The 22,087-nt window shown below is 61.6% G+C and carries 20 protein-coding genes and 1 pseudogene; 14 read left to right on the top strand and 7 right to left on the bottom strand.

The features are described 5' to 3' along the window. Window positions 1-761 precede the first annotated feature (761 nt). The 4 genes from J0I79_RS03735 to J0I79_RS03720 all read right to left on the bottom strand — a co-directional run bounded on the left by J0I79_RS03735 (window position 762) and on the right by J0I79_RS03720 (window position 4,890). Window positions 762-3,638: an N-6 DNA methylase gene (locus J0I79_RS03735; protein ID WP_137934746.1), complete on the bottom strand. Its 2,877-nt coding sequence runs from the start codon at window positions 3,636-3,638 to the stop codon at window positions 762-764. Then, window positions 3,635-3,823 carry a hypothetical protein gene (locus tag J0I79_RS03730; protein ID WP_137934745.1) on the bottom strand — a complete coding sequence of 63 codons (189 nt, stop codon included), beginning with the start codon at window positions 3,821-3,823 and terminating at the stop codon, window positions 3,635-3,637. Before J0I79_RS03730 ends, J0I79_RS03735 begins: the two co-directional genes overlap by 4 nt. 283 nt (window positions 3,824-4,106) lie before the next feature. Continuing rightward, window positions 4,107-4,532 carry a hypothetical protein gene (locus J0I79_RS03725; protein WP_137934744.1) on the bottom strand — a complete coding sequence of 142 codons (426 nt, stop codon included), beginning with the start codon at window positions 4,530-4,532 and terminating at the stop codon, window positions 4,107-4,109. Between the two features lie 157 nt (window positions 4,533-4,689). Further along, entirely contained in the window at window positions 4,690-4,890 is a 201-nt protein-coding gene (locus tag J0I79_RS03720; RefSeq protein ID WP_232375837.1) for a helix-turn-helix transcriptional regulator, read from the bottom strand. A gap of 107 nt (window positions 4,891-4,997) precedes the next feature. Between J0I79_RS03720 and J0I79_RS03715 the strand changes: the two genes are divergently transcribed. The 8 genes from J0I79_RS03715 to J0I79_RS03680 all read left to right on the top strand — a co-directional run bounded on the left by J0I79_RS03715 (window position 4,998) and on the right by J0I79_RS03680 (window position 14,414). Then, complete coding sequence (locus J0I79_RS03715) at window positions 4,998-5,507, top strand: hypothetical protein (protein ID WP_137934742.1); 510 nt, start codon at window positions 4,998-5,000, stop codon at window positions 5,505-5,507. Window positions 5,508-5,587: 80 nt separating this feature from the next. Further along, window positions 5,588-5,857, top strand: a complete 270-nt coding sequence (locus J0I79_RS03710; RefSeq protein ID WP_171026489.1) for a single-stranded DNA-binding protein — start codon at window positions 5,588-5,590, stop codon at window positions 5,855-5,857. Then, the gene (locus J0I79_RS03705; RefSeq protein WP_210240494.1) at window positions 5,854-6,306 is read left to right on the top strand and encodes a thermonuclease family protein; all 453 of its coding nucleotides are present in this window, start codon (window positions 5,854-5,856) and stop codon (window positions 6,304-6,306) included. Before J0I79_RS03710 ends, J0I79_RS03705 begins: the two co-directional genes overlap by 4 nt. A 330-nt stretch (window positions 6,307-6,636) precedes the next feature. Beyond that, window positions 6,637-6,819 carry a hypothetical protein gene (locus J0I79_RS03700; RefSeq protein ID WP_137934740.1) on the top strand — a complete coding sequence of 61 codons (183 nt, stop codon included), beginning with the start codon at window positions 6,637-6,639 and terminating at the stop codon, window positions 6,817-6,819. A gap of 115 nt (window positions 6,820-6,934) precedes the next feature. Further along, a complete protein-coding gene (locus tag J0I79_RS03695; protein ID WP_332313029.1) occupies window positions 6,935-8,008 on the top strand; it encodes a DUF3991 and toprim domain-containing protein in 1,074 nt (357 codons plus the stop codon). 113 nt (window positions 8,009-8,121) lie between these two features. Then, complete coding sequence (locus J0I79_RS03690; RefSeq protein ID WP_292855358.1) at window positions 8,122-8,727, top strand: DUF1419 domain-containing protein; 606 nt, start codon at window positions 8,122-8,124, stop codon at window positions 8,725-8,727. 11 nt (window positions 8,728-8,738) lie between these two features. Further along, entirely contained in the window at window positions 8,739-9,128 is a 390-nt protein-coding gene (locus tag J0I79_RS03685; RefSeq protein WP_137935195.1) for a hypothetical protein, read from the top strand. Between the two features lie 180 nt (window positions 9,129-9,308). Then, complete coding sequence (locus J0I79_RS03680; protein WP_137935196.1) at window positions 9,309-14,414, top strand: DEAD/DEAH box helicase family protein; 5,106 nt, start codon at window positions 9,309-9,311, stop codon at window positions 14,412-14,414. 230 nt (window positions 14,415-14,644) lie between these two features. Here J0I79_RS03680 and J0I79_RS03675 read toward each other — a convergent pair whose 3' ends face one another. Further along, window positions 14,645-15,304: a hypothetical protein gene (locus J0I79_RS03675; RefSeq protein ID WP_137935198.1), complete on the bottom strand. Its 660-nt coding sequence runs from the start codon at window positions 15,302-15,304 to the stop codon at window positions 14,645-14,647. A 191-nt stretch (window positions 15,305-15,495) separates the two neighbouring features. On the opposite strand from J0I79_RS03675, the gene J0I79_RS03670 reads away from it, so the two are divergent. The 5 genes from J0I79_RS03670 to J0I79_RS03650 all read left to right on the top strand — a co-directional run bounded on the left by J0I79_RS03670 (window position 15,496) and on the right by J0I79_RS03650 (window position 20,149). Then, the gene (locus tag J0I79_RS03670) at window positions 15,496-17,256 is read left to right on the top strand and encodes a ParB N-terminal domain-containing protein (protein WP_137935199.1); all 1,761 of its coding nucleotides are present in this window, start codon (window positions 15,496-15,498) and stop codon (window positions 17,254-17,256) included. A gap of 91 nt (window positions 17,257-17,347) precedes the next feature. After that, window positions 17,348-17,797 (top strand): hypothetical protein, encoded by a 450-nt coding sequence (locus tag J0I79_RS03665; RefSeq protein WP_137935200.1) that lies wholly within the window; start codon window positions 17,348-17,350, stop codon window positions 17,795-17,797. After that, entirely contained in the window at window positions 17,794-18,684 is an 891-nt protein-coding gene (locus tag J0I79_RS03660; RefSeq protein WP_137935201.1) for a hypothetical protein, read from the top strand. Before J0I79_RS03665 ends, J0I79_RS03660 begins: the two co-directional genes overlap by 4 nt. Then, window positions 18,681-19,004 carry a hypothetical protein gene (locus J0I79_RS03655; RefSeq protein WP_137935202.1) on the top strand — a complete coding sequence of 108 codons (324 nt, stop codon included), beginning with the start codon at window positions 18,681-18,683 and terminating at the stop codon, window positions 19,002-19,004. The genes J0I79_RS03660 and J0I79_RS03655 overlap by 4 nt, the downstream gene beginning before the upstream one ends. A 560-nt stretch (window positions 19,005-19,564) precedes the next feature. Further along, entirely contained in the window at window positions 19,565-20,149 is a 585-nt protein-coding gene (locus J0I79_RS03650; RefSeq protein ID WP_137935203.1) for a hypothetical protein, read from the top strand. 37 nt (window positions 20,150-20,186) lie between these two features. On the opposite strand, the gene J0I79_RS03645 is transcribed toward J0I79_RS03650, so the two are convergent. After that, window positions 20,187-20,660: a type II toxin-antitoxin system VapC family toxin gene (locus tag J0I79_RS03645; RefSeq protein WP_137935204.1), complete on the bottom strand. Its 474-nt coding sequence runs from the start codon at window positions 20,658-20,660 to the stop codon at window positions 20,187-20,189. Continuing rightward, window positions 20,657-20,959 carry a type II toxin-antitoxin system Phd/YefM family antitoxin gene (locus J0I79_RS03640; RefSeq protein WP_137935205.1) on the bottom strand — a complete coding sequence of 101 codons (303 nt, stop codon included), beginning with the start codon at window positions 20,957-20,959 and terminating at the stop codon, window positions 20,657-20,659. Before J0I79_RS03640 ends, J0I79_RS03645 begins: the two co-directional genes overlap by 4 nt. 262 nt (window positions 20,960-21,221) lie before the next feature. On the opposite strand from J0I79_RS03640, the pseudogene J0I79_RS03635 reads away from it, so the two are divergent. Further along, window positions 21,222-21,938 (top strand): annotated as a pseudogene (locus J0I79_RS03635) (ArdC-like ssDNA-binding domain-containing protein); the annotation flags it as partial. Window positions 21,939-22,087: the final 149 nt, after the last annotated feature.

Raw genomic sequence — 22,087 nt, 5'->3', positions numbered from 1 at the left:
CGATGAAAGACTTTCTGTGTTTGCAGGGTCCCCAGCCGTTTCCTTGACAACCTACATTTCAACCAGCAAGTGCCACAGCTCAATTGGCGGGCGCCCAACACGGTTATGTGATGATCTACCCAAAATGGTACGGGCCACTGCATCGTGGTGCTCGATTGCTATGGAATCCGCGGTTGTCCATGGTTTTACGGTGCAAGCGACAAAGGCCTTCACCCAATGGTTCAAGGTTTCCATCCAAGCGTCAGAAGTTCGCGATTGAACATAGCCAATTATAGCCGCGGTTTCGTAATTTCCGCCGTGAAGGCCAGCCATAAATCGCTGAACGCCACCGGTTGTCGACCTTCTGGTGTGAAGATACTCGCGCCGTTCTCGCTTTTTAAGGTCTGGAGTTGGAAGCCTTTTACATTCGATAGGAATTAGGGGATCATAATATGTATGCTGGCGGCCGTTGATCCAAATAGAGCAGCCTTTCGGGGAAGCTATCAGATCAATTGTCCTCCCCCCTTTTGCTGTATCCGGATCCTCAGGTTGAAAATTGATATGGTCGAGTTTGGCGCGCCGGGTATGGTTGTTTAGAAATTTGCACAACTGGCTCGTCAACGTCGTTTCGCTCGTTACATTTTTTCGGCGAATGGGGTCGTCCCGCCATAGTGGAAGGCAAGATAGTACGAATTGCATCATCTCACGCAGGAACGTTCCAGGTAGATGCATATCGGTGTCGAATGCGCCAGTTGCAGCGCCTGAAGGATCGTCAGCGAGCATCAAAAACCCTGGCCGCGAAGATCAAAGAGAAGGTCATCTGCATCTCGCAGTGCGATTGATTTTAACCAGTAACGTTCCCTGTCGGGTTTGATCAGATAGACAAACTTTCGATCGTAAATTCGCGCAATGCGGGTCATCGCTAGACTTGTGCCTCGCTTTTCATGCAGAAGTGCTTCGACGTGCTCCTTCAGATCTGACATTCCGCCCAGATCGACGTTGGCCTTTCCGAATGCAAAGAGTTCGCACCTCATCCCCGGCCAAGTTTGCGATTCGAGTGGGACTAGTTGATTGTCGCGATAAATTGCATTGATCTGAGAGCAAAGGAGCGAGCGAAACGCATCGATTCCGGTCGGCGGCTTGCCAGCTGGCGAGGCGAAGCCATGACGCATGAACTCTCTATAGTAGAGCGCTATGTCGTCTAGGACGATTGACTCGTTTTCGCTTAGGTCCAAATCGCCATTGGATGGGAATGGAAGCTCATAGATATCCTTGCAGGAGATCGCTGTCGCCTTTTTCGTGAAAAGCTTCGTACTATTTGCCGCGACGAACCCCTGTAGTTTAAGTTTGTTTTTGTTAAGCCATTTCGAGGCAGCTTTAAGCGGGCGTGGATCCTTACCAGAGAATCCAACGATCTGGTCTTTATAGGTAAGGTCGCCTTTGTCCCAAAAGCTATGATGTAGGTCCATTTGTTCGCGAACGAGAAGAAGTGGAGGTCGGAAAATTTCCGCCCTACGCGGCACTTCGATCGGAACTCGTGGCATCACCTTAATCTGGTCCGTCTCGACGCCATTCCCCGTCAAGCCTTCCGATGGCAGAAACTGCTTTCCGGTAATGTAGTCGACAATACTGCCTCGGCCCTTGTCTCCTTGGATGAACCCTTCACCGTGCTCCCAGCGATGCTTGGCTGCAAAGTCGCCAAGCGTCGAACACATTCGCAGCCGCGTGACAACAGCTTGAACGCGCACCCCGCCTAAGAGACCCGCACGCCAGACGACGACGCCACTGTCCTTCAGTAGATCACCACGGCGATGCCATTGAAGATCATAGTAATCGACTTCGAAACGAAGATCTGCTCGCGCGCGAGGTGTTCGTCGGAAAATTGCATGAAGAACCTTACGATCGTCAGTAGGTTCGCTTGCTTCAGCCACGACTGCGATTGCTTTTGTGTCCGCTGCATCAAACAAGCCGCGGATCGATACAAAGTCGAGGATCTCTCGGAGATCCCACTTCGCGATGAACTCCCTTCGAAAATCATCGGCACCCGGGTTATAGAGGAAATTATATTGCTGCAGCATGCAGAGGACACCACCCGGAGCCAGTAGTGACATGCTGTCATGGAGGAAAAGGAAGGCTATCTGCTTATCGGGCAGAGACTGATGGGCCTCATCATACCGCTTGCAGCTCTCGATCGCGCCGGGAGTGTCGAGTTCGGACGCGAACGGCGGATTCCCAACGACCACACCAAACCTATCCTTGAAACCGTCTTTTTGAAGATGCTCAAAAAAGCAACTTGTAATAATTGTCCTATCGATCAGGGGAGGAAATAGCTTTTTGCTGCGTCCAAGCTCATCAGAGGTAAGCTCGTCGCACATTGCAAGCGATAGACTGAAGGCAGCAAGCTCCACTGCACCATGCTCTAGATCGGTCCCGCGAAGGCGATGAACCAAGTCCTTTAAGACGGCGACAGAGGGACGACCCCAGTTATTTTTGCTACGCCAATGAAGAATGATCCTTTTATAAGCTTCTACGAGAAATATCCCTGAACCGCATGCTGGATCAAGAAGCAGCTCGCCATCGTTGACAATCTTATCGAGGCGCGCGGGGTCGAGTACTTCGTCCAAAAGCAGCCGTACGAGAGCAGGCGGTGTATATACGCTACTCTTCGTATTCTTCACAAACATTTGGTAGATATGGCTTATCAGCTCGACGGGCAAATCTTTGAAGGAATATCTTTTCCAAAAATCAAGCTGACCGTCTTTATCTTCCTTAGCATCGATCAGGCGCTGGAAGCCGGAAAGATCGAGGCCGTCCTTCAGGGCAAGCTTATGTTCGTCATCCAGCGAGAAAACACCGCCGTTGAATTTTAATTCAAGATCTTCAAGAAGAGCAACGAGCGCACTTCCTTGCGTCAAAATATCCGCGAAACCAGATGCGCCTGGTAGGAAACTACCGAAATAACCTTCACCAAGTGCGCCCCTCTCATCGAGGTAGGCAATAAGCAGTGAAAGGATCAGAAGACGACGGACCAACTCTGGCGCAATGTTGAGTTCGCCTCTCTTCAGTTTGGCATTGAGCAGGCCTATAGCGGTGATGAGCGCCCGGTGCGCGGCCTTCTCCCTGGATAAAAGTTTCTCCGATACTTCAGGATCATCCCAGATCGTGCCGTTGCGCAAAAGCTCCGCGTTCCAGTAGGCTTCTGCGCGCGCAATTTTTCCGGCTAGCCTGATGAAGTCGACCGGCCGACAAACGAGCGCACCATTTTTGTCGAGGAAATCTGCATCATGCCGGCAACGAAACAGTTGAACGAGACCCGGCGTGTGTCGATAGACCACAGGCACACCACCCCAGTTCCATAAACGCTTATGGAGGCGAGCGAACTCGGGGTCCTTCGCAGAACCTTTGGAGATATAGATGAAAGCTTGGGCCGGGCCGGGATGCCTTGCGCTTCCCGCTTCAAAGAAGACTGCGGTCGCGCCGTACTCGGCTGCCTTTTCCATGACGACGACTTCGGCTGGTGGGCGCCCTGCTGGCGAGTAGCCTTCCACGACCATAAAGCCGTCGATTAGCTTACCGTTCTGGGCAAGCGCATCGATCGCCGTCGCCAACGAGGGCTCGACGCGCAACGTCTCCTCAACGGCTGCCTTCGCTTTTCTCACGATTTGCGCTGCTTTTTGCTGAGTTCGAAGCCTTCGCGGAGAAGGTCGACCATGCTGATTCCATGCTCGACCGCATAGATTTTGAAGGCCTTTTTGAACGAGCGAGGCACCTTAAAATTTAAAGTCTGCAGGTCGTCGGCATTCGCCTCCGTCTGTGACGCTGTTCCGGTTTGAGTTTCGATCATGTGCCCCGCCTCGCCGAATCGAAATTTTAACGACGAGAAGTTGCATTCGCAACAAATATTTCAGTATTGCCGTAAAGGGAGAAAAACGGAAATACGGCTTGCTGGCTTTCTGTGTTTCGTGCCTCATATGATAGACCCATAGCTTCCCCTGCGGCGCAGAAGCATCCTCACCTCTGCCTGCCGACTGGACCTCTTCCGATTCGGCCCAAGTAAATCGAACCTAGGGATGAGGCAAGCGACGGCAGGAAATCCGCCGTAACCGGAAGCGGCTTCCCACCAAGCCTTATTTCACTGGTCGACAAACCAATGGTCGAAGCTCTTGGACGATGACGCCCGCTTTCGGCGAGAGCAGTACTCCGATCCAGTTGTCCGAAAACACCCCCGCCCCGTCGGCCGGCGAAAGCCAGATCACGTCATTCGTTTCGAGCTCGATCTTCACCTCGCTCCCGATCGGGCTGCCGACCACCGTCTGGACGTAATGGCGCTTGATCGGATGAACCGCGCCCTTCTGATCCGTCAGGCGGTTTTCGCGATAGTCCAGGGCGAGTTCCCCCTCCTCCGCAACCGCGGCGCAATCGACGGAACGCTCACACCGGATGACCGAGGAAAACCGGCACGTCCAGGCCAGGCTCGTTGGCCACATCGGGTTCTCACCGGCATATGCAGCGGTGGCGATCGCGAGGAGACCTGAAGCTAAGAGATAACGCATGGCCGATATGCCCCGAATCCTGCGCCGGAAACCTTGCGGTTCATCCAGCGATCATACAGAGGCGGAAAATTAAATATAGTTTATGTTTTCGGCAAGCCGTTTTTGGCAGGAAGTCGGGTTCAGTCCGCGCGAGCAGCGACATTCCCGGCATTTTCGATCAAAGAGGCGCGGACCCGCTCATGAGTTCTTGCAGGGGCACATCGAGGTTGATGCTGATGCGGGTAATCGTCTGCAAAGAGGGGTTCGCTATTCCTTCAAGGATTTGAAAATAAAAGGGATAAGTCACTTCGCACAGCTCGGCCATTTCTTTCTTGTTGAGGCCGCGTTTTTCCCGCTCGCGCTCCATGACCCGTGCCATGTTTCGCAGGATCCTCGTACCAAGCTCGGTGTCTGCCTTCTTGCGCTTGCTCGTCATCGTCGTATAAACTATAATTTACTCGTAGTGTGTTTGATGAGAAGAGTACGATGATCGCCAAAGCCAAGCCTCACCATGTCGTCCTCGGACTGTTTCTGACGGCCGCGGCCCTTCCCGCTCCCGCCACTGCCAGCGAATGGGGCTGCGAAGTGCTGCTGTGCGCCTCGTCTTCCAATCCGTCCTGGCGGGGCGTGTCCGCCTGCCATCCGCCGATGAACCGGCTTATCTCCGCGATGAAAAAGCCGGGCTTCGACTGGCCAACCTGCCCCGAGGCGGGAACGGGTTCGCCGGGTCACGAGCGATATGCGGATTGCCCGGAGGGCTATCAGGTCGGAAGCAGGGGGGACCGCAATGGATTCGCCCGAGAGGGCGATCTCTGCGTCAAGACAGTCAACATTTGCCAGGGCAGAACGCACGGTCTCTACAGTTCTGATCGGCAGCGGAGCTGCATACAAACGGTCTCCATATCCCGACCGCTCAGGTCAGAGCCATACTATTTCGATATCAAGAATGACACTTCCGGGCAAACCGAGCGGCATTGGTTCGGGCTCAACAGATAGACGGTTTTCCTCGATTAAGAAAGGTTTAATCCATGCGTACGGTTAACCGGCATACCTTGCTTGGTCACGTCGGAAACATCATGCCGCTGAAGGGCGTGTTGAAGGTGAATGTGGCGACCAATCGCGAGTGGCAGTCGGACGGAGAGCGCAAAAGTGCCACCGACTGGGTTCAGATCACGGTCCTGGACAAGAAGCAGGCGGAATGGATCGAAGGGCACGTCGAAGAGGGCGATCTCGTCTACGTGGAATCCCGCGTGTCCAACAGCAGCTATGAACGCGCCGGCGAAAAGGTCTATGCCACCGACGTCATTGCGCAGCTCTTCAATCTCGTATCGAAAAAGACCTCATGATGCTCACTCGGGCCGTCATGGCCGTGGGGATTTCGCAATTGTTGATGCTCGCCGTCGCCTCGGCTTCAACGAATCGTCACACGATTGTCGGTGCAGCGGTCTGTGATCGTGACGCCTGCCAGGATGTTACGCTCTGGATCTGGGATGGCGATACCTTCACAGTCCACGACGGGACCGGCAGGCGCGAGAAGATCCGCATCGAGAACATCGATGCGCCGGAGATTGACGGAGCGTGCGCCGCGGAACGCGTTGCAGCGCTGCAAGCGAAGGACGAACTGGCAAACCAGGTGTCGGGTCACCGGATCGAATTGGTCCGTGGCAAACTTGACCGCTACGGACGCCAGTTGGCGCGCGTTGCCGTGGAAAGACGCGATGTCGGAGAAACTCTGATCGAGCTTGGCCTCGTGCGCCGGTGGGATGGCTGGCGAAAGCCATGGTGCCATAGCTGACCTCGCCGCTCTCGCGGGGAAGGCAGGCATATTCCAGCCGAGAGCAGATCCCGGCCTCGGGATGAACAACCCGAGCAATATCGGGTGAGAGGAGATGTGTTCTGCCGCGACGCCTGTGCAGCAACCGACGCCTCCATAGGGAACGGACCAATCCCGCTCTTCTGGAATGGCGACCTGGTCCAGCGCGGGGCTATGACGATCAACCCGCAAGGGGTCCGTTAGCAAGCTACGGCCGCTGCGGCATGCGCCTTCGCGGTGATCGCGCCCCGCCCCGGACCAAACATGGCGCCATCGAGCGGGAATTGGCCCGCTCCCGGATGGAGCCTCACCATGTCGCACGATCTCTCGCTCGCCCAATCACATGCCTTTCACCTCGCCCGTACGCTCATGGTCCCGGTGACCTTGTTCCGATCGGCTGGAGAGTACGGCGTCCTGCCGAGCGAGGAGCTCGACGACGCCGACGTGGACGTGATCCACGAGATCGATCCCTTCGACTTCGGGCCGGCTCACTGAGACCGCCCTGCCCTCCTCTGAGGTGCCGCATCCATGCGGCGTCCGCAAGGGAAGCGGCGCCGCGGCGGGGCGCGGGTTCCCCTCGCCCCGATTTCCGCGCCCTTGCAGCCGCCGCTTGGCGCGGCGGGTGTCGGTCTGCTGCGCAAATGTGTGGACGGGAAATGAAGGGGGTGGCCGCTGGCGCGGCCGGATCGGCATGAAAAGAGAGAAAATCAGAGAGTTGAAGGAGAAGGTGAATTGCGGTGCGCTTCTGGAGCGGGCCGGATTTGCCGTCGACGTCAAGGAGAGTACGCGCCGGGCCGTCAAGTTTCGCCGGGGCGGCGAAATCGTCATCGTGACGCATGAGGGGAAGGGCTGGTTCGATCCGCTCAGCGACGACAAGGGCGATATCTTCGCGCTCGTGCAACGCCTTGATCATGTCGACTTTGTCGAGGGTGTCGAAAGCGTCGCGTCTCTGGTCGGTTTCCAGACCAGCGATCCGGTCTGGGCGAAGGCACCCCGCGAACGGCCCGCAGCGACGAGCCTTGCGGATCGATGGTCGGCGCGACGCGTTCCATGGCGCGGGTCCGCAACTTGGCGCTATCTCTTCGGCTCGCGCTTCCTTCCGACGAGCGTGCTGCGAATGGCAATCATGAGCAACCAGCTTCGCGAAGGTCCATATGGCAGCATGTGGGCGGCCCACACGGACGATGGCGGCATTGTCTGCGGCTGGGAGGAGCGCGGCCCGGAATGGCGCGGGTTTTCGACGGGCGGCTCGAAAACCTTGTTCCGTCTTGGCGCGCGGGATGCCTTGCGCCTGTGCGTCACGGAGGCGGCGATCGACGCGATGAGCCTTGCGGCCTTCGAAGGTCTCCGCGAGGGTTCGCTCTACCTCAGCACCGGCGGGGGGTGGTCTCCCCTCACCGATGCGGCCCTGCGGATCTTGGCGTCGCGTCCCGGCGCCACGCTGGTCGCGGCGACTGACGCAAATGATCAGGGCGAGACATTTGCCGAGCGTCTGCGCGTCCTCGCCGACAGCACCGGTTGCGCCTGGCAGCGGTTGCGGCCCACGGCGGACGACTGGAACGAGGCGCTCCAGGAAAAGGCGAAGATGGAAAAGGAGAGAAGGGAGGAATGGAAAAAGGCGAGGCGTGCCGGATGCGCGCCGCCCGCGTCAAGGGAAGCTTCGCCCGGCGGAGCCGGCCCTTGACCCGGCCGGTCGCGATGCCGGCGGTCGAGGAGGGGTAACAGAGGACTGAGGAAGAAGGCAGGGTCGAGAAGGCTGTGCCGCACTTCGGTCCGATAACCCCGAAGGAGCCGCATATGACCACCGCACCCACAATCCGCAAGGTATTCCAGGGCATCGCCGACCGCCACCAGATGTATCGCATGTTCGACCGCCATGCCGGGCGCGTTCACCGCCGCGCTGACGACGCAACGGCGCTCTATGCAGGGGAATGGTTCGAGATCGGCGAGGCCGAGCACGACTATATGTTCGCGGTGGAAGCGCCGCTCTGGATCCGTGGTTCGATGTTCGCGCTCCGGCAATTCCTGACCGGCTCGGTGACGTCAGTATTTTTCGCGCTGCGCATCGACGACGCCATCCGTTACTTTCATGGCTACTGCGATCTTTCCGACGATATGTCCGTCGAGCGCATGCGTCTCGCCATCATCGAACGCGAGAGCCGGCCGGTGCGGGCGATGACGCGGGAAGAACGTCTCGAGCACATCTGGAGCTGCACCGCCGAGCCCTATCGCGGCTACGCCGAACATCGATGGCCCCATGCGTCCCGCGGCCGGCGCACCGTGCTCTTCTTCGGCGGAAAACTGGGCAGCGTCCCGAAACTGCTCGAAGCCATGACCGACGTGGAGATCGCCGCCAAGCTGCCGGTGCATCTGCGCTATCTGCCGGATGCGGCTGCGGCGTGATGGGGGCGGACATGACCTATCGGGTTTCATGGGACATCGACATCGATGACGCCAAATCGCCAATGGACGCCGCCAGCAAGGCGCACGAAATTATTCGCCGGCCGGGCACATCCGCGAACGTCTACAATGTCGAGGCGCCGGACGGCGTCGTCACCGTCGTGGGTCTGCAAGCGGGGGGCCTGCGTATCGCAAAGTCCTCCCCTGCTCTTCTACACACCCTCGATCGCGCCGAACGCTTTATCTCGGGTTTCGAGGGTGACGATCGCCAGGAGGGCGTCGATCAACTCCTGACTGATATTCGCGCCGCGCTGCAGGGGCGGATGAGAAACGGGAAGAAGAAGGGGTCGAAAAAGACCTCCCGCATGCGCGCCCGGCACGTCAAGGGCAGGCGTTGCCGCTGAAGCGGCCCCTGACCGGCCGTCCGCGACGCGGGCTCCGGACCGTGCAAGACAAGGTCTGAAGAAGGAAGGACATCGCTCCGCTTCGGACCGCATCACCCTCTCATCCCATCGCAAGCGCCCTCACCTGCTGGAACCCCTTCCCGCGGGCGATGGCGCACGCCTGCTCACAAGGAGATTTCGATGAGCAACGATCCTTTCACGCTCGATATGTTCGGCAACACCGCGCTGACATCCGGTCTGGGCCTCGGTATGTCCGCCTTCAGCGGCCACGATCCCTTCGGCGCCAATGACGACGATCCGGACCCGACGCCACCCGCCCCTGCCCCGGCTCTGCCGATCACCGCGGCGCGCAAGCCGGCCCCGCGCAAGCAGGGCGCGCGCAGCAATTTCTACCTCGACGACGAGGGCCGCGGTCTCGCCGCCGGCTGGAAGGAGCGAGCGAAGGCGAACGTCGCCGCCATCCTGATCGCCGGCGAAATCGAAAAGCAGGACCGCCCGGCGACATCAGAGGAACAGCGGAAACTCATACGCTTCACCGGCTTCGGCGCATCGGAGCTGGCGAACGGCATGTTCCGCCGGCCGGGCGAGGTGGAGTTCCGCGAGGGTTGGGACGATCTCGGCAGTTCGCTGGAGGCGGCCGTCAACGATGCCGACTATGCCTCGCTCGCCCGCTGCACCCAATATGCGCATTTCACGCCCGAATTCATCGTCAAGGCGATGTGGGCCGGGCTCCAGCGTCTCGGCTGGCGCGGTGGCCGCGTGCTGGAGCCGGGCATCGGCACGGGGCTGTTCCCCGCGCTGATGCCGCCGGCCTATCGCGCCAACAGTTGTGTCACAGGCATCGAGCTCGATCCGGTCACGGCGCGCATCGTCCGGCTGCTGCAGCCGAAGGCGCGCATCGTCAACGGCGACTTCGCTCGCACCGATCTCGGCGTCGTCTATGACCTTGCCATCGGCAACCCACCCTTCTCCGACCGGACCGTCCGCTCGGACCATCACTATCGACCGCTTGCGCTGCGTCTGCACGACTACTTCATCGCCCGCTCAATCGACCTCTTGAAGCCCGGCGGGCTGGCAGCCTTCTTGACGAGCAGCGGCACCATGGACAAGGCAGACGCGACGGCGCGCACGCATATCGCAAAATCGGCCAATCTCGTCGCCGCCATCCGACTGCCCGAGGGCAGCTTCCGCCGTGACGCCGGTACGGACACCGTCGTCGACATCCTCTTCTTCCGCAAGCGCAAGATCGCCGAGGCGCAGGACGACGTTTCGTGGCTTGAGATCGACGAAATCCGCCCGGCTACGGATGACGAAGGCGCCATCCGCGTCAACCGCTGGTTCGCCGACAACCCCGACATGGTTCTCGGCACCCACGCGCTGACCTCCGGTCCATTCGGCGAAACCTATACCTGCCGTCCCCGCGTCGGCGAGGATCTTGCCGCGTCGCTGAACGCTGCCGTCGGCCTCCTGCCGGAAAACGTCTATGACGGCGAGCCGACCGAGATCGATCTCGATCTCGAGGAGGAGCTGGCCGAGATTGTCGACCTGCGGCCCGGCAACGCCAATGTTCGCGAAGGCAGCTACTTCATCGACAACAGGCAGGGCCTGATGCAGATCGTCGACGGTGCGCCCGTCGTGATCAAGGTCAGGAAGGGCCGTACCGGCGACGGTCTGACGGAAAAGCACGTCCGTACCATCCAGAAGCTGATCCCGGTTCGCGACGCGGTGCGCGAGGTGCTGAAGGCCCAGGAGACCGGCCGGCCATGGCGCGACCTGCAGGTCCGGCTGCGCATCGCCTGGTCGAGCTTCGTCAGGGATTTCGGGCCGATCAATCACACGACCGTCAGCATCACCGAGGACGACGAGACCGGCGAGACCCGCGAGACGCATCGCCAGCCGAACTTGCAGCCCTTCCGGGATGACCCGGATTGCTGGCTGGTCGCCTCCATCGAGGACTACGACCTCGACACGGATACGGCCAAACCCGGTCCGATCTTCACGCAGCGCGTCATCGCGCCCCCTGCCCCACCGTTGGTGACGAATGCCGGCGACGCGCTTGCCGTCGTGCTCAACGAGCGCGGCCGCGTCGACCTCGACCATATCGCCGAGCTTCTCCACTGCGACCGCGACAAGGTGGTCGACCAACTCGGTGACACCGTGTTCCAGGATCCGGCCGACGGCGCGTGGCAGACCGCCGACGCCTATCTCTCCGGCCCGGTCCGCACCAAGCTTGCCGCAGCTGAAGCCGCCGCGGCGCTCGATCCGATCTTCGAGCGCAATGTCCGCGCGCTTCAGGCGGTGCAACCCGCCCCTCTCCGTCCCTCGGATATCACCGCGCGGCTCGGTGCGCCCTGGGTTCCGCCCGCCGATGTCGTCGCCTTCGTCAAGGAGAAGATGGAAGCCGATATCAAGATCCACCATATGCCGGAACTCGGTTCCTGGACTGTCGAAGCGCGCCAGCTCGGCTATCGCGCCGCCGGCACGTCGGAATGGGGAACGAGCCGCCGGCACGCCGGCGAACTGCTCGCCGATGCGCTCAATAACCGCGTGCCGCAGATCTTCGACACCATCAAGGACGTCGGCGGCGAACGGCGGGTGCTGAACGTCGTCGATACCGAAGCTGCCCGCGAGAAGCTGCAGAAGATCAAGACGGAATTCGAGCGCTGGGTCTGGACCGACCCGGAGCGGACCGACCGGCTAGCCGGCGTCTATAACGAGCGCTTTAACAACCTCGCGCCGCGCAAGTTCGACGGCTCGCATCTCCAGCTGCCAGGCGCCTCCGCCGCATTCCAACTCTACGCGCACCAGAAGCGCGGCATCTGGCGCATCATCGCCGATGGCGCGACCTATCTCGCCCACGCCGTCGGCGCCGGCAAGACGATGACCATGGCCGCGGCGATCATGGAACAGCGCCGTCTCGGCCTGATCGCCAAGGCGATGCTGGTCGTACCAGGCCATTGCCTTGCCCAGGCCGCCCGCGAGTTCCTGGCGCTCTATCCTTCCGCCCGCATTCTCGTCGCCGACGAGAGCAACTTTACGAAAGACAAGCGGGCGCGCTTCCTGTCACGCGCGGCGACGGCAACCTGGGACGCGATCATCATCACCCATTCAGCCTTCAGGTTCATCGCTGTCCCCTCCGCCTTCGAACAGAGCATGATCCAGGACGAGCTGCAGCTCTACGAGGATCTGCTGACCCGGGTCGAGCCCGACGACCGTGTCTCGCGCAAGCGTCTCGAACGGCTGAAGGAGGGTCTGGAGGAGCGGCTGACAGCGCTGGCTACCCGCAAGGATGATCTGCTGACCATCTCGGAAATCGGCGTCGACCAGATTGTCGTCGACGAGGCGCAGGAATTCCGCAAGCTATCCTTCGCCACCAATATGTCGACGCTGAAGGGCATCGATCCGAACGGCTCGCAACGCGCATGGGACTTGTTTGTAAAGTCTCGGTTCCTCGAAACCAAGAACCCCGGCCGCGCGCTCGTACTCGCCTCCGGCACGCCGATCACCAACACGCTTGGCGAGATGTTCTCCGTCCAGCGCCTGCTCGGCTACGACGCTCTCCATGAACGCGGCCTGCATGAATTTGATGCCTGGGCATCGTGCTTCGGCGACACGACCACGGAACTGGAAATCCAACCGTCCGGCAAATACAAGCCGGTCAGTCGCTTCGCCTCCTTCGTCAATGTTCCGGAACTCATCGCCATGTTCCGGGCATTCGCGGACGTGGTGATGCCCGCCGATCTCCGTGAATATGTGCGTGTTCCGGCCATCTCCACCGGCGGGCGCCAGATCGTCACCGCGACGCCCACCGCGGCATTCAAGATGTACCAGCAGATCCTCGACAGCCGCATCAAGGCGATCGAGATGCGCGAGGGGCCGGCGCAGCCCGGCGACGATATCCTGCTTTCCGTCATCACCGACGGTCGCCATGCCGCGATCGACCTGCGCCTCGTCATGCCCGCCAACGACAATGAGCCCGACAACAAGCTCAACCTGCTTGTCCAGAACGCCTTCCGCATCTGGCAGGAAACGGCGGACCAGGTGTTCGTGCGGTCGGACGGCAAGCCCTATGACCTGCCGGGCGCCGCGCAGATGATCTTTTCCGACCTCGGTACGATCAACGTGGAAAAGACGCGGGGGTTTTCGGCCTATCGCTGGATCCGCGACGAGCTGGTCCGGCTCGGCGCGCCCGCCAGCGAGATCGCCTATATGCAGGACTATAAGAAGTCCGAGGCCAAGCAACGCCTGTTCGGGGATGTCCGCGCGGGCAGGGTGCGCTTCCTGATCGGCTCCTCCGAGACGATGGGCACTGGCGTCAATGCCCAGCTCAGGCTGAAGGCACTCCATCACCTCGATGTGCCGTGGCTGCCGTCGCAGATCGAGCAGCGCGAGGGCCGCATCGTCCGGCAGGGCAACCAGCATGATGTCGTCGACATCTTCGCCTATGCGACGCAGGGTAGCCTGGATGCCAGTATGTGGCAGAACAACGAGCGCAAGGCCCGGTTTATCGCCGCGGCCCTCTCCGGCGACACGTCGATCCGTCGGCTGGAAGATCTCGGTGAGGGTGCCGCCAATCAGTTTGCGATGGCGAAGGCCATTGCCAGCGGCGACGAGCGCCTGATGAAAAAGGCGGGTCTGGAAGCCGACATCGCCCGCCTCGAGCGCCTGCGCGCCGCCCATGACGACGATCTCTTCTCGGTGCGCCGGCGGCTGCGGGAGGCCGAACGCGATATCGAGGTCGCGACGCGCCGGATCGACGAGATCGGCAAGGATATCGCGCGGCTGGTACCGACAGCAGGCGAGGCTTTCACGATGACCGTCCTCGGGGAGCGACACGTTGAGCGCAAGGACGCCGGGCGCGCGATGATGAAGGAAATCCTCACGCTGGTCCAGCTTCAGCAGGAGGGCGAGGCCCAGCTCGGCTCGATCGGCGGCTTCGACGTCATCTACGAGGGCGAGCGCTTCGGCAAGGACGGGTATCACTACCGCACCGTCCTGCAACGCACCGGCGCCGACTACGAGGTCGATCTGCCAGTGACGGTCACACCGCTCGGTGCAATCTCCCGTCTCGAACATGCGCTCGATGATTTCGAGGGCGAGCGTTACCGCCAGCGCCAGCATCTGGAAGACGCCAACCGCCGGCTCGCCTCCTACCGCGCGCACGAAACCGGCACTTTCGCCTTCGCCGACGAACTCGCCGCCAAGCGCCGGGAATTGGAGGAGGTCGAGGAGGTGCTGGCCGCTGAAGCCCGCGCCACCGCCGAGCCTGTCGCGCAAGCGGCGTAATGCCGGCGACGATCATGGCGGGAGCAACGCAGCCGCCGCATAGCTGCGTTGCACAATAAATGTTTTCCAGACGGTCAAGAAACGGGCATTATGCTCGCAGTTGATGCACATGGCGGTTTTCTCCTCCCAGTGCCCGCCGCGTCAGCTGTTCCCCTCTGGAGGTTTCGACCTTCACACTTCAATGGGCCGCGTTTTCGCAGGCCCATTTTTTTTGCTCAGGTTTCGGCCGGTCACATGCGCGATGCTGCCAACCGCGCGATCTCGACCGTCGCATCGTATCCGATCCCGTTCGTCGTGATCGTGACGTCGTCTTTCCCCTTGAACAGATAGACGGCATAATAATCCGTCTCGTTCTGATCGAGCTTTAGCCCCCAGGCGCTGTCGCCGACATCCGGTACCTCGACGATTTCTCCCGGCTTAGCTTGCGCCTTCTGGCCTGCGATCATCTGGTCGAAATACGCCCGCTCGCTGCCGGCCGGCACGCCCTGGCTTTCTCCTGCAAAATACATCACCTGCGCGTAGGCATCGGCCCTCCCGCCCTGCCAGGAGCAGAGATTGGCGCTTGTCTCGCGTATCGTCGCCGGTGCGCCGATGAACCGCTCCATCTCGGCGCCCGTCACCTTCTGGCAAGCAATCACGTCAGGGTTGACGCCCGCCGGTGGCTGTGCCGCGCCATCTGCGGCCAAGGCAGGCGCTACCGTTGCCAGCGCAAATATCATTCCCGTGGTGGTCCGCACGCTCTCTCCTTCAATTCGACTGGCGACGATGCTCGCCGTCAATCCGGGCGAGAACATGGTCGATGGCGAAAGGACGGAAAGGGGAAGAAAAGGGAGAAAAAGGAGGGAAGGAATCCGATCGCAGATCGGTCCTCCCGCCGGCGCTTCGCTCAACCGCCGCCTGCGCATCCCGGCAACTCGTCCTTCGCAGGGCCGTCGGCCCCGCTTGTCCTTCGTCGCAGGGACGCTCGGCGGCAGTTGCGCCGGTCCGGCCGCCCCGCGGTCCGGGAGGTGTCTTCGGAAAAAAGAAGACACGAGAAGGACCGGCAAGAGGGCCGCGTCCGTACCCCGGAAAGGAATATCCCATGCGTGTTGCTGTCGTCGATCCCCGATTGCTCAAGGACAACCCCGACAAGGCTCGCCAGTCGAAATCGTCGCCCCAGGCCGATGCCTTGATGGTCGCCACGATAAAGGCGGTCGGCATCATCAATCCTCCGATCGTTTTCGCCGAACCCGGTGGTGGAAACGGCCTCATCATCGACAACGGCCATCGCCGCCGGGACGGGGCGATCGCCGCCAACCTCGACGAAATCAAGGTGCTGGTCATCGAGGCGGCGAACGACAATGGGGCGATGCGCAACATGGTCGAAAACATCGCACGCGAGAATCTCAATCCCGTCGACCAATGGCGCGGGGTCGAACGCCTCGTCGCGCTCGGCTGGACCGAGGAAGCCATCGCACTGGCGCTTGCCCTCCCCGTCCGCCAGATCAAGAAGCTCCGCCTGCTTGCCAATCTCTTCCCCAGTATGCTGGAGCAGATCGCGCTGGGCGACATGCCGAGCGAGCAGCAACTTCGCATCATCGCCGCCGCCAGCGTCGAAGACCAGGAGTCGGTCTGGAAGGCGAGCAAGCCGAAGAAGGGCGATACGGCGCAATGGTGGTCGATCGCCAACGCTTTGAACAAGAAGCGCATGTATGCGCGCGATGCCAGCTTCGGCGATGACCTTGCCGCATCCTATGGCATCGAATGGTTGGAGGACCTCTTCGCTCCTGCGAACGAGGATAATCGCTACACGACAAATGTCGAAGGCTTCCTTGGCGCACAGCACGAGTGGATGACATCGAACCTTCCGAAGCGCGGCGCGATTGTCGAAGTCAACAGCTATGGCCAGCCGGAGTTGCCAAAGAAGGCCGAGCGCGTCCATGGCAAGGCGCTGAAGTCAGACCGCACGGCAATGTATCTCGACCGTGAGGGCAAGGTCCAGTCGATTGTCTACCGGCTGCCCGACGAAAAGAAATCGACGGTCAAGGGCGGCACGGCAACGATTGGTGGCACCGGCGGCGACGAGCCCATCGTGGCGTCCAAGCCGCGTCCGGACGTGACGCAGCGTGGTCACGACGTGATCGGCGATTACCGCACCGACGCGTTGCACGAGGCACTCGGCCGCGCGCCGATCGAGGATGACACGCTGATGGCGTTGCTGGTCCTCGGCTATGCCGGCACCAACGTCCGCGTCGATTCCGGCGCCGGTGGCGCGATGTTCGGCGGAACCCGCTTCAACCGGCACGCGGCGATGCTGTTCGACGACGACGGGAAGTTCCTGTTCGACCTGGACACCCTGCGGATTGCCGCGCGCAAGACGCTCATCGACGTCCTGTCATGCCGTCGCGGCATGTCGAACAGCGGTGTCCTGTCCCGCGTTGCCGGCGGGGCCATCGGGGCGGATGCCTTCCTTCCGAACATGGGCACCGTCGATTTCCTCGAATGCCTTTCTCGTCAGGCACTCGAAACTTCCTGTAGCGAAGCGTCGGTCTCGCCGCGTCAGCGCGTTCGCGAAACCCGCGCGGCGCTGGTCGAGCATTTCAAGGAGGGGCACTTCGTCTACCCCGCTGCCCGGTTCGCGCCGGAGCTGTCCGAGCTTTCCGAGATCCTCAAGGCCCGCGGCATTGCTGCGGAGGACGACGAACAAACCGAGGACGATCAGGCTGAGAGCGATGGCGAAGAGGCCTCCACCACCGAAGCTACCCCGGAGGTGATCGACGACGCCGCGCAGGCGGACGGCGACACCCAGACGGAGGAGACCGTCATCGAGGACGACACCGCCTATTCGGTCGCCGCTGAATAGGCCGCCGCACTTCCCTTTCCCGCTCGACACCTCCGCCGGCACCACCGGCGGCGGAGGTGTGTCCGGCAACCCGATCCTGCAGGAGAACGCTATGAATGCGGACCTGATCATCTCGCTCGCGCCCATCGGTTCCGTCGTCGAATGGTCCGACGGAGCCCCCCGTCCCCCAGAGCACCACGTCGCGACGCTCTATCACTGGAATCACAACAACGGCGCCGGTCTTCTCGTCCGCAAATGCGGCGAGACTGGTCCGGATCATCCCGGCGCCCAGCCCTTTTTTATGCTCCGCTGTGAGGACGACCTTCGCACGTTTTCCGTCGGCCTTACCTATCGTTTCCGAATTGCCTCCCGCCCGAAGATCGGATCGATCCGGATCTTCGAGCGGGACGATCCCGCCGCCCTGATGCTTCATCTTGCCGATGACTGGGACGCCGCCCGCGCCTGGCTCACCGACAACACCGCCTTGTCCGACGCATTCACGGTTGAAGTCACGGCCGACGAGCTGGCGGCTGATCATGTCGAGGGGAGGACGGCGGCATGAACCCGATCGATCTTCCCGACGATTCTGCTTCGGCCCTTGAGGATACAGGGGTCGAGTTCGGCTCCAGCAGTGAGGGCTTTCCGGTCGCCCGACTGGGCGATCTCCTGCTCGCCATGCTGCCACGCTCGACCGGCGGCGGGTTCCTCGCCAGCGCATGGCGCCTGGCACGACCGCTATCGACGTTGCGGCGCGAGGATTTCTACGAACACGACGGCGAACTTGCCAATCCGGCCGCATTCCGGGCGCGTGTTCTGGAAACCGCGCAGCATAGGCGCGAATTGTCGAGGCTTCAGCGTCTCCAGACCAGGATGGTCTGCAGCACGCCATGGGGGTCTTCACAGCTTGCGACGATCTATGCCGAGGGCATCGCCGCGCACATGACCGCCGGACATGGCGGCTTTCGCCTCTCGGCCGAGCGAAACAAGCGGATCATTCCGTCTCTTCGGATCGGTTCGGGTTGGTACGAGGAGGATGAAGCCTGGGCGATTGTCGCCCTCACCTTCCCCGAGCTGTTTACGAGCTACGAGCGCGCGCTCGCGGATCGCACGATCCGGGACAAATGGCCGGACGAATGGGAGGCGATCTTCGGACGTCCGCTTCAGCCAGGAGAATCGAGCGGCAAGGACCGCCGAGACTTCGAGCACCGTCATGACGGCGACTGGATCGTCGCGTTGGCGATCACCTCCGGCCATCATCCTGGCATGGTCGAAGTGGTGGCCATCCTCGGCGGTCGACGTGGCGCCAATACCATGGAGCGGCGGTTCCTGGTGCCGAAGCCTGAATACGAAGGACGCGGACCGTTCGGCTTCGTCATCGATGAGGGGCGTCATGCCGCCTATGATGGCCCGTCGTCCTTCGTCGGATGGGAGCGGAGGAAAGCGTCATGAACTTGCTTTCCGATTGCCGCTCGCTCCTGTCCCGCATGGAAGAGGCACGCCGGCAGACACAGCACCAGCTCGACCTGATCGACCGGCAGATTATCCGTCGGATGACAGCGGTCATTCCGCACCCGCATCCGCGCCGGCGCTCCTATCGGCGAGGCCAGCCGCCGGAGCCCGGAGCCTTCCTCGCCCGGTATCGCGCCAACCTCGCCGCGATCACGGCCGAGCGGCAGCAGGAGATCGATGCGCTATCGCGCAAGCTCGCCCGGCAGGACCGGGCAATCGCGGCACTGCGCGAGCGACCCGGCGGGCGGACATCGCCATGATTTTCTCCCGCGACCGCTGCGGCGAAACCCGGCCGGACCATCCGGTCACCCGCGTCCCCTGCCCTACCTGCATGGTTGGCGTCGGAAGGTGGTGTTGCCGGCCGTCCGAGCATCGCGCCGCCGGCCCTCGCACTGCGTTCCGGCCCGATCGTCGTCAGGTATCTGGTTCGACCGGACCGGACACGACCATGCGTGGCTGATCGGCGCATGAGGGTGTGAGTGTGCGGACGCTCTTGACCGTCGATTACCTTTCGGTTCCAGCGATGAGCCAACCCCTTGCCGGAGCACCCTTCGGTTCAGCACGGTCGTAATCCGGCGGCCGGTCGTTTCAAGGCCGCTGCGCGCCGCGTTGCGGCCGGTTCACCCTCCCTTCGCAAGGCGAGCCCGCGTCCCGCGCAGGGGCTGTGCCCCCGCTTGTCCGCAAGCCCGCCTTTCGCGCTCAGGCGCCCCGGACCTATGAAAGCGACCGTCTGACCGCCGGCTTTTCTCGACCGCACCGAAGGGCGCTCCGGCAAGGGGTCGGCGCAAGCCTTCGGAAGAAACCGAAAAGGAAATCGAAAATGGCCAAGTCAGCAACCTCCCGCCCGTCCGCCCGCGTCGTCCAGCTCCGCAAGGGTGCAACCCTCGAAATGGTCCGGCTCACCTGCCCGGATGCCGCCCAGGCGATGCGGATCGCCGAAAGCTTCGGGACCGCCGTCGTCGACGGCGACGGCGTGCGCGACACGCATGAACGCCTGATCCTCGAAACCGTCGATGCTCTATCCGAAGGCCTCGGTGAGCGCGCGATGCAGATCCACCTGCAACGCATCGTCGGAGCCTTCGTCGGATCCGCCCATGGCGCTGGCCAGTTCTACTCGCGCGCCGTGACCGAAGCCCGCGATGCCACGGCCAAGGCCGCCAGCGATGCCCGTGACGACGACCGCGATGGCATTGTCGGTTACGACAGTTCCGCCCAGCGCAAGCGGGAATTTGCCGCCGACATGGGTATCCAGGCATTCTCGCTCCGCATGGCCGCCGAAGGCGCGGTTGCGGCCTACGAACACGCTGTCGGGGAAGCCTGGAAGCCCTTCGATCGCCCGATCGACAATCCTGGTCAGACCCTCGACCGCAAAGCGGCCGAAGCGCAGATGGACGCGCTCGGTTGAGCGATCAGGTGGGGCCGCGGCCCCACCATTTCCGTTGCTACCGGGGCCTATTGGCCCTTGGACTCAGCGGAAACTTGGCCGGGTCATCGGTCCATGGATCGAAAATTGCCGCGCCCGAGTGGCGCGTGTCTTTCACGTTGCGCGTGACGAGATAGAGCTCGTATTCGATCGCGGTCGCTGCCAGCATCGTATCGATCACGGGCGGTGGATGCCCAGTGTCCTTTTTGACTTCTCCCGAAATGCGTCCCCACAACCGCACGGCCTCGTCGCGCAGGGAAAGCACACGATCGCCAAACCGATCCGCAAGAGCGTCCCGCGACGCGATATAGCGCGAGCGGTCGGGATGGTCGTTTGGCAGGTTATGAATTCCCTTGTCATACTCGGCGAGTGTCAGGATGCTGAGATAGAAAGTCTCTTCGTCTTGACCAGTCGCCCATGCTTTTACGGAGGGAGCGCCCTGCGGGTTGGTCAGCGCGGCCACCACATTGGTATCGAGCAGCCATCCCCTCACAGCTCGACATCCCGGCCAAGGTCGTCGTCGCGTTCAAGATCCAGGCCCCCGAGATGCAACGCCTCCATGAAGTTGACGAACGGTACGCGTGGCGTAGCCGGTGTCAGGCGCTCGAATTCTTCGACGCTCATGATGACAACCGCATCATGTCCCCGAACGGTTACGCGTTGGGGACCGTCCTCACGGGCATGCCGGACAACCTCGCTGAAGCGCGCTTTCGCGTCCTCGAGTTTCCACCGCCCGCTCATTGTCGGGTTCACTGATCTGTTCGTACCTGAAAGTTGTGTTTGCTTGCCCATTCGTTCCACCTAGTCAGATGGTCAGATATATAGCATGTCCTTCGTTCCGACACCAGATCGAACCTGAAAAGGAAAGAAGAAAGGCGAGCGCCAGGCGACCCGTCCGGCTTCGGTCCTGCCGGAGCCGGGAACCCGCGCAAGGGCTTCGCCCTCCTCCACTTCGTTCCGGCGCTTAGCGTGCGCCGTGCCCCTATGGCTCCGGCTTCCGGACCGCCGTGACGGGGTCGCGATAGGCGCGACCTCTCGAACGGAGGTAAGGAAAATGAGGAAAAAGACCGAAGCGCAGCGCGTCGACATCTACACGCGCATCACCGACAGGATCGTCGAAGATCTCTCGAAGGGGGTCCGCCCATGGGTGCAGCCGTGGTGCGCGTCCAACATGGAAGGCAGGATCACCCGTCCCTTGCGGCACAACGGCCTTCCTTATAGCGGCATGAACGTCCTGCTCTTGTGGTCGGAGGGCATCGCGCGAGGGTTCTCCTCGCCGATGTGGATGACGTTCAAACAGGCGTTGGAGCTTGGCGCAGCCGTGCGCAAGGGCGAGTCCGGCGCGACCGTGGTCTTCGCCAGTCGCTTCAGCAAGTCCGAATCCGATGGTCATGGCGGTGAGATCGAGCGCGAAATCCCCTTCCTCAAGGCGTATACCGTCTTCAACGTTGCGCAAATTGACGGCTTGCCCGACCGGTACCACCACGCCGCAGCGCCAATTACCGATCCCGTCGAGCGGATCGAGCATGCCGATCGGTTCTTCCGCAACACCGGCGCGCATATCCGCCATGGCGGCGACCGGGCCTTCTTCAGCCCTGCGTCCGACCACATACAGATGCCAGTTGTCGAAAGTTTCAAGGATGCGGCCTCCTACGTGGCAACCGTGAGCCATGAGGCCACCCACTGGACGGCGCCGGCGCATCGCGTCGGCCGCGATCTCAGCCGCTACAGCAAGGATCGCAGCGAACGCGCCCGCGAAGAACTGATCGCTTTATCCTGACTCTGTGATCCTGTCTCAGAATCAGGCATGGGGAGGCATCATCGGCGGCCCGGTGAGGCTCTTCAGACGTCCGGGTCAAGCGTTCCCGCAGCGTAAGCGAGGACAACGCTTGACGCGGCGGCGACTCCACAAGCTTGTTC

Source organism: Mesorhizobium sp., assembly GCF_017306585.1.
In the GTDB taxonomy this organism is placed as follows: domain Bacteria; phylum Pseudomonadota; class Alphaproteobacteria; order Rhizobiales; family Rhizobiaceae; genus Mesorhizobium.
The sequence above is the reverse complement of the archived record's forward strand: the minus strand, read 5'-3'. Positions and strand labels throughout refer to the sequence as shown.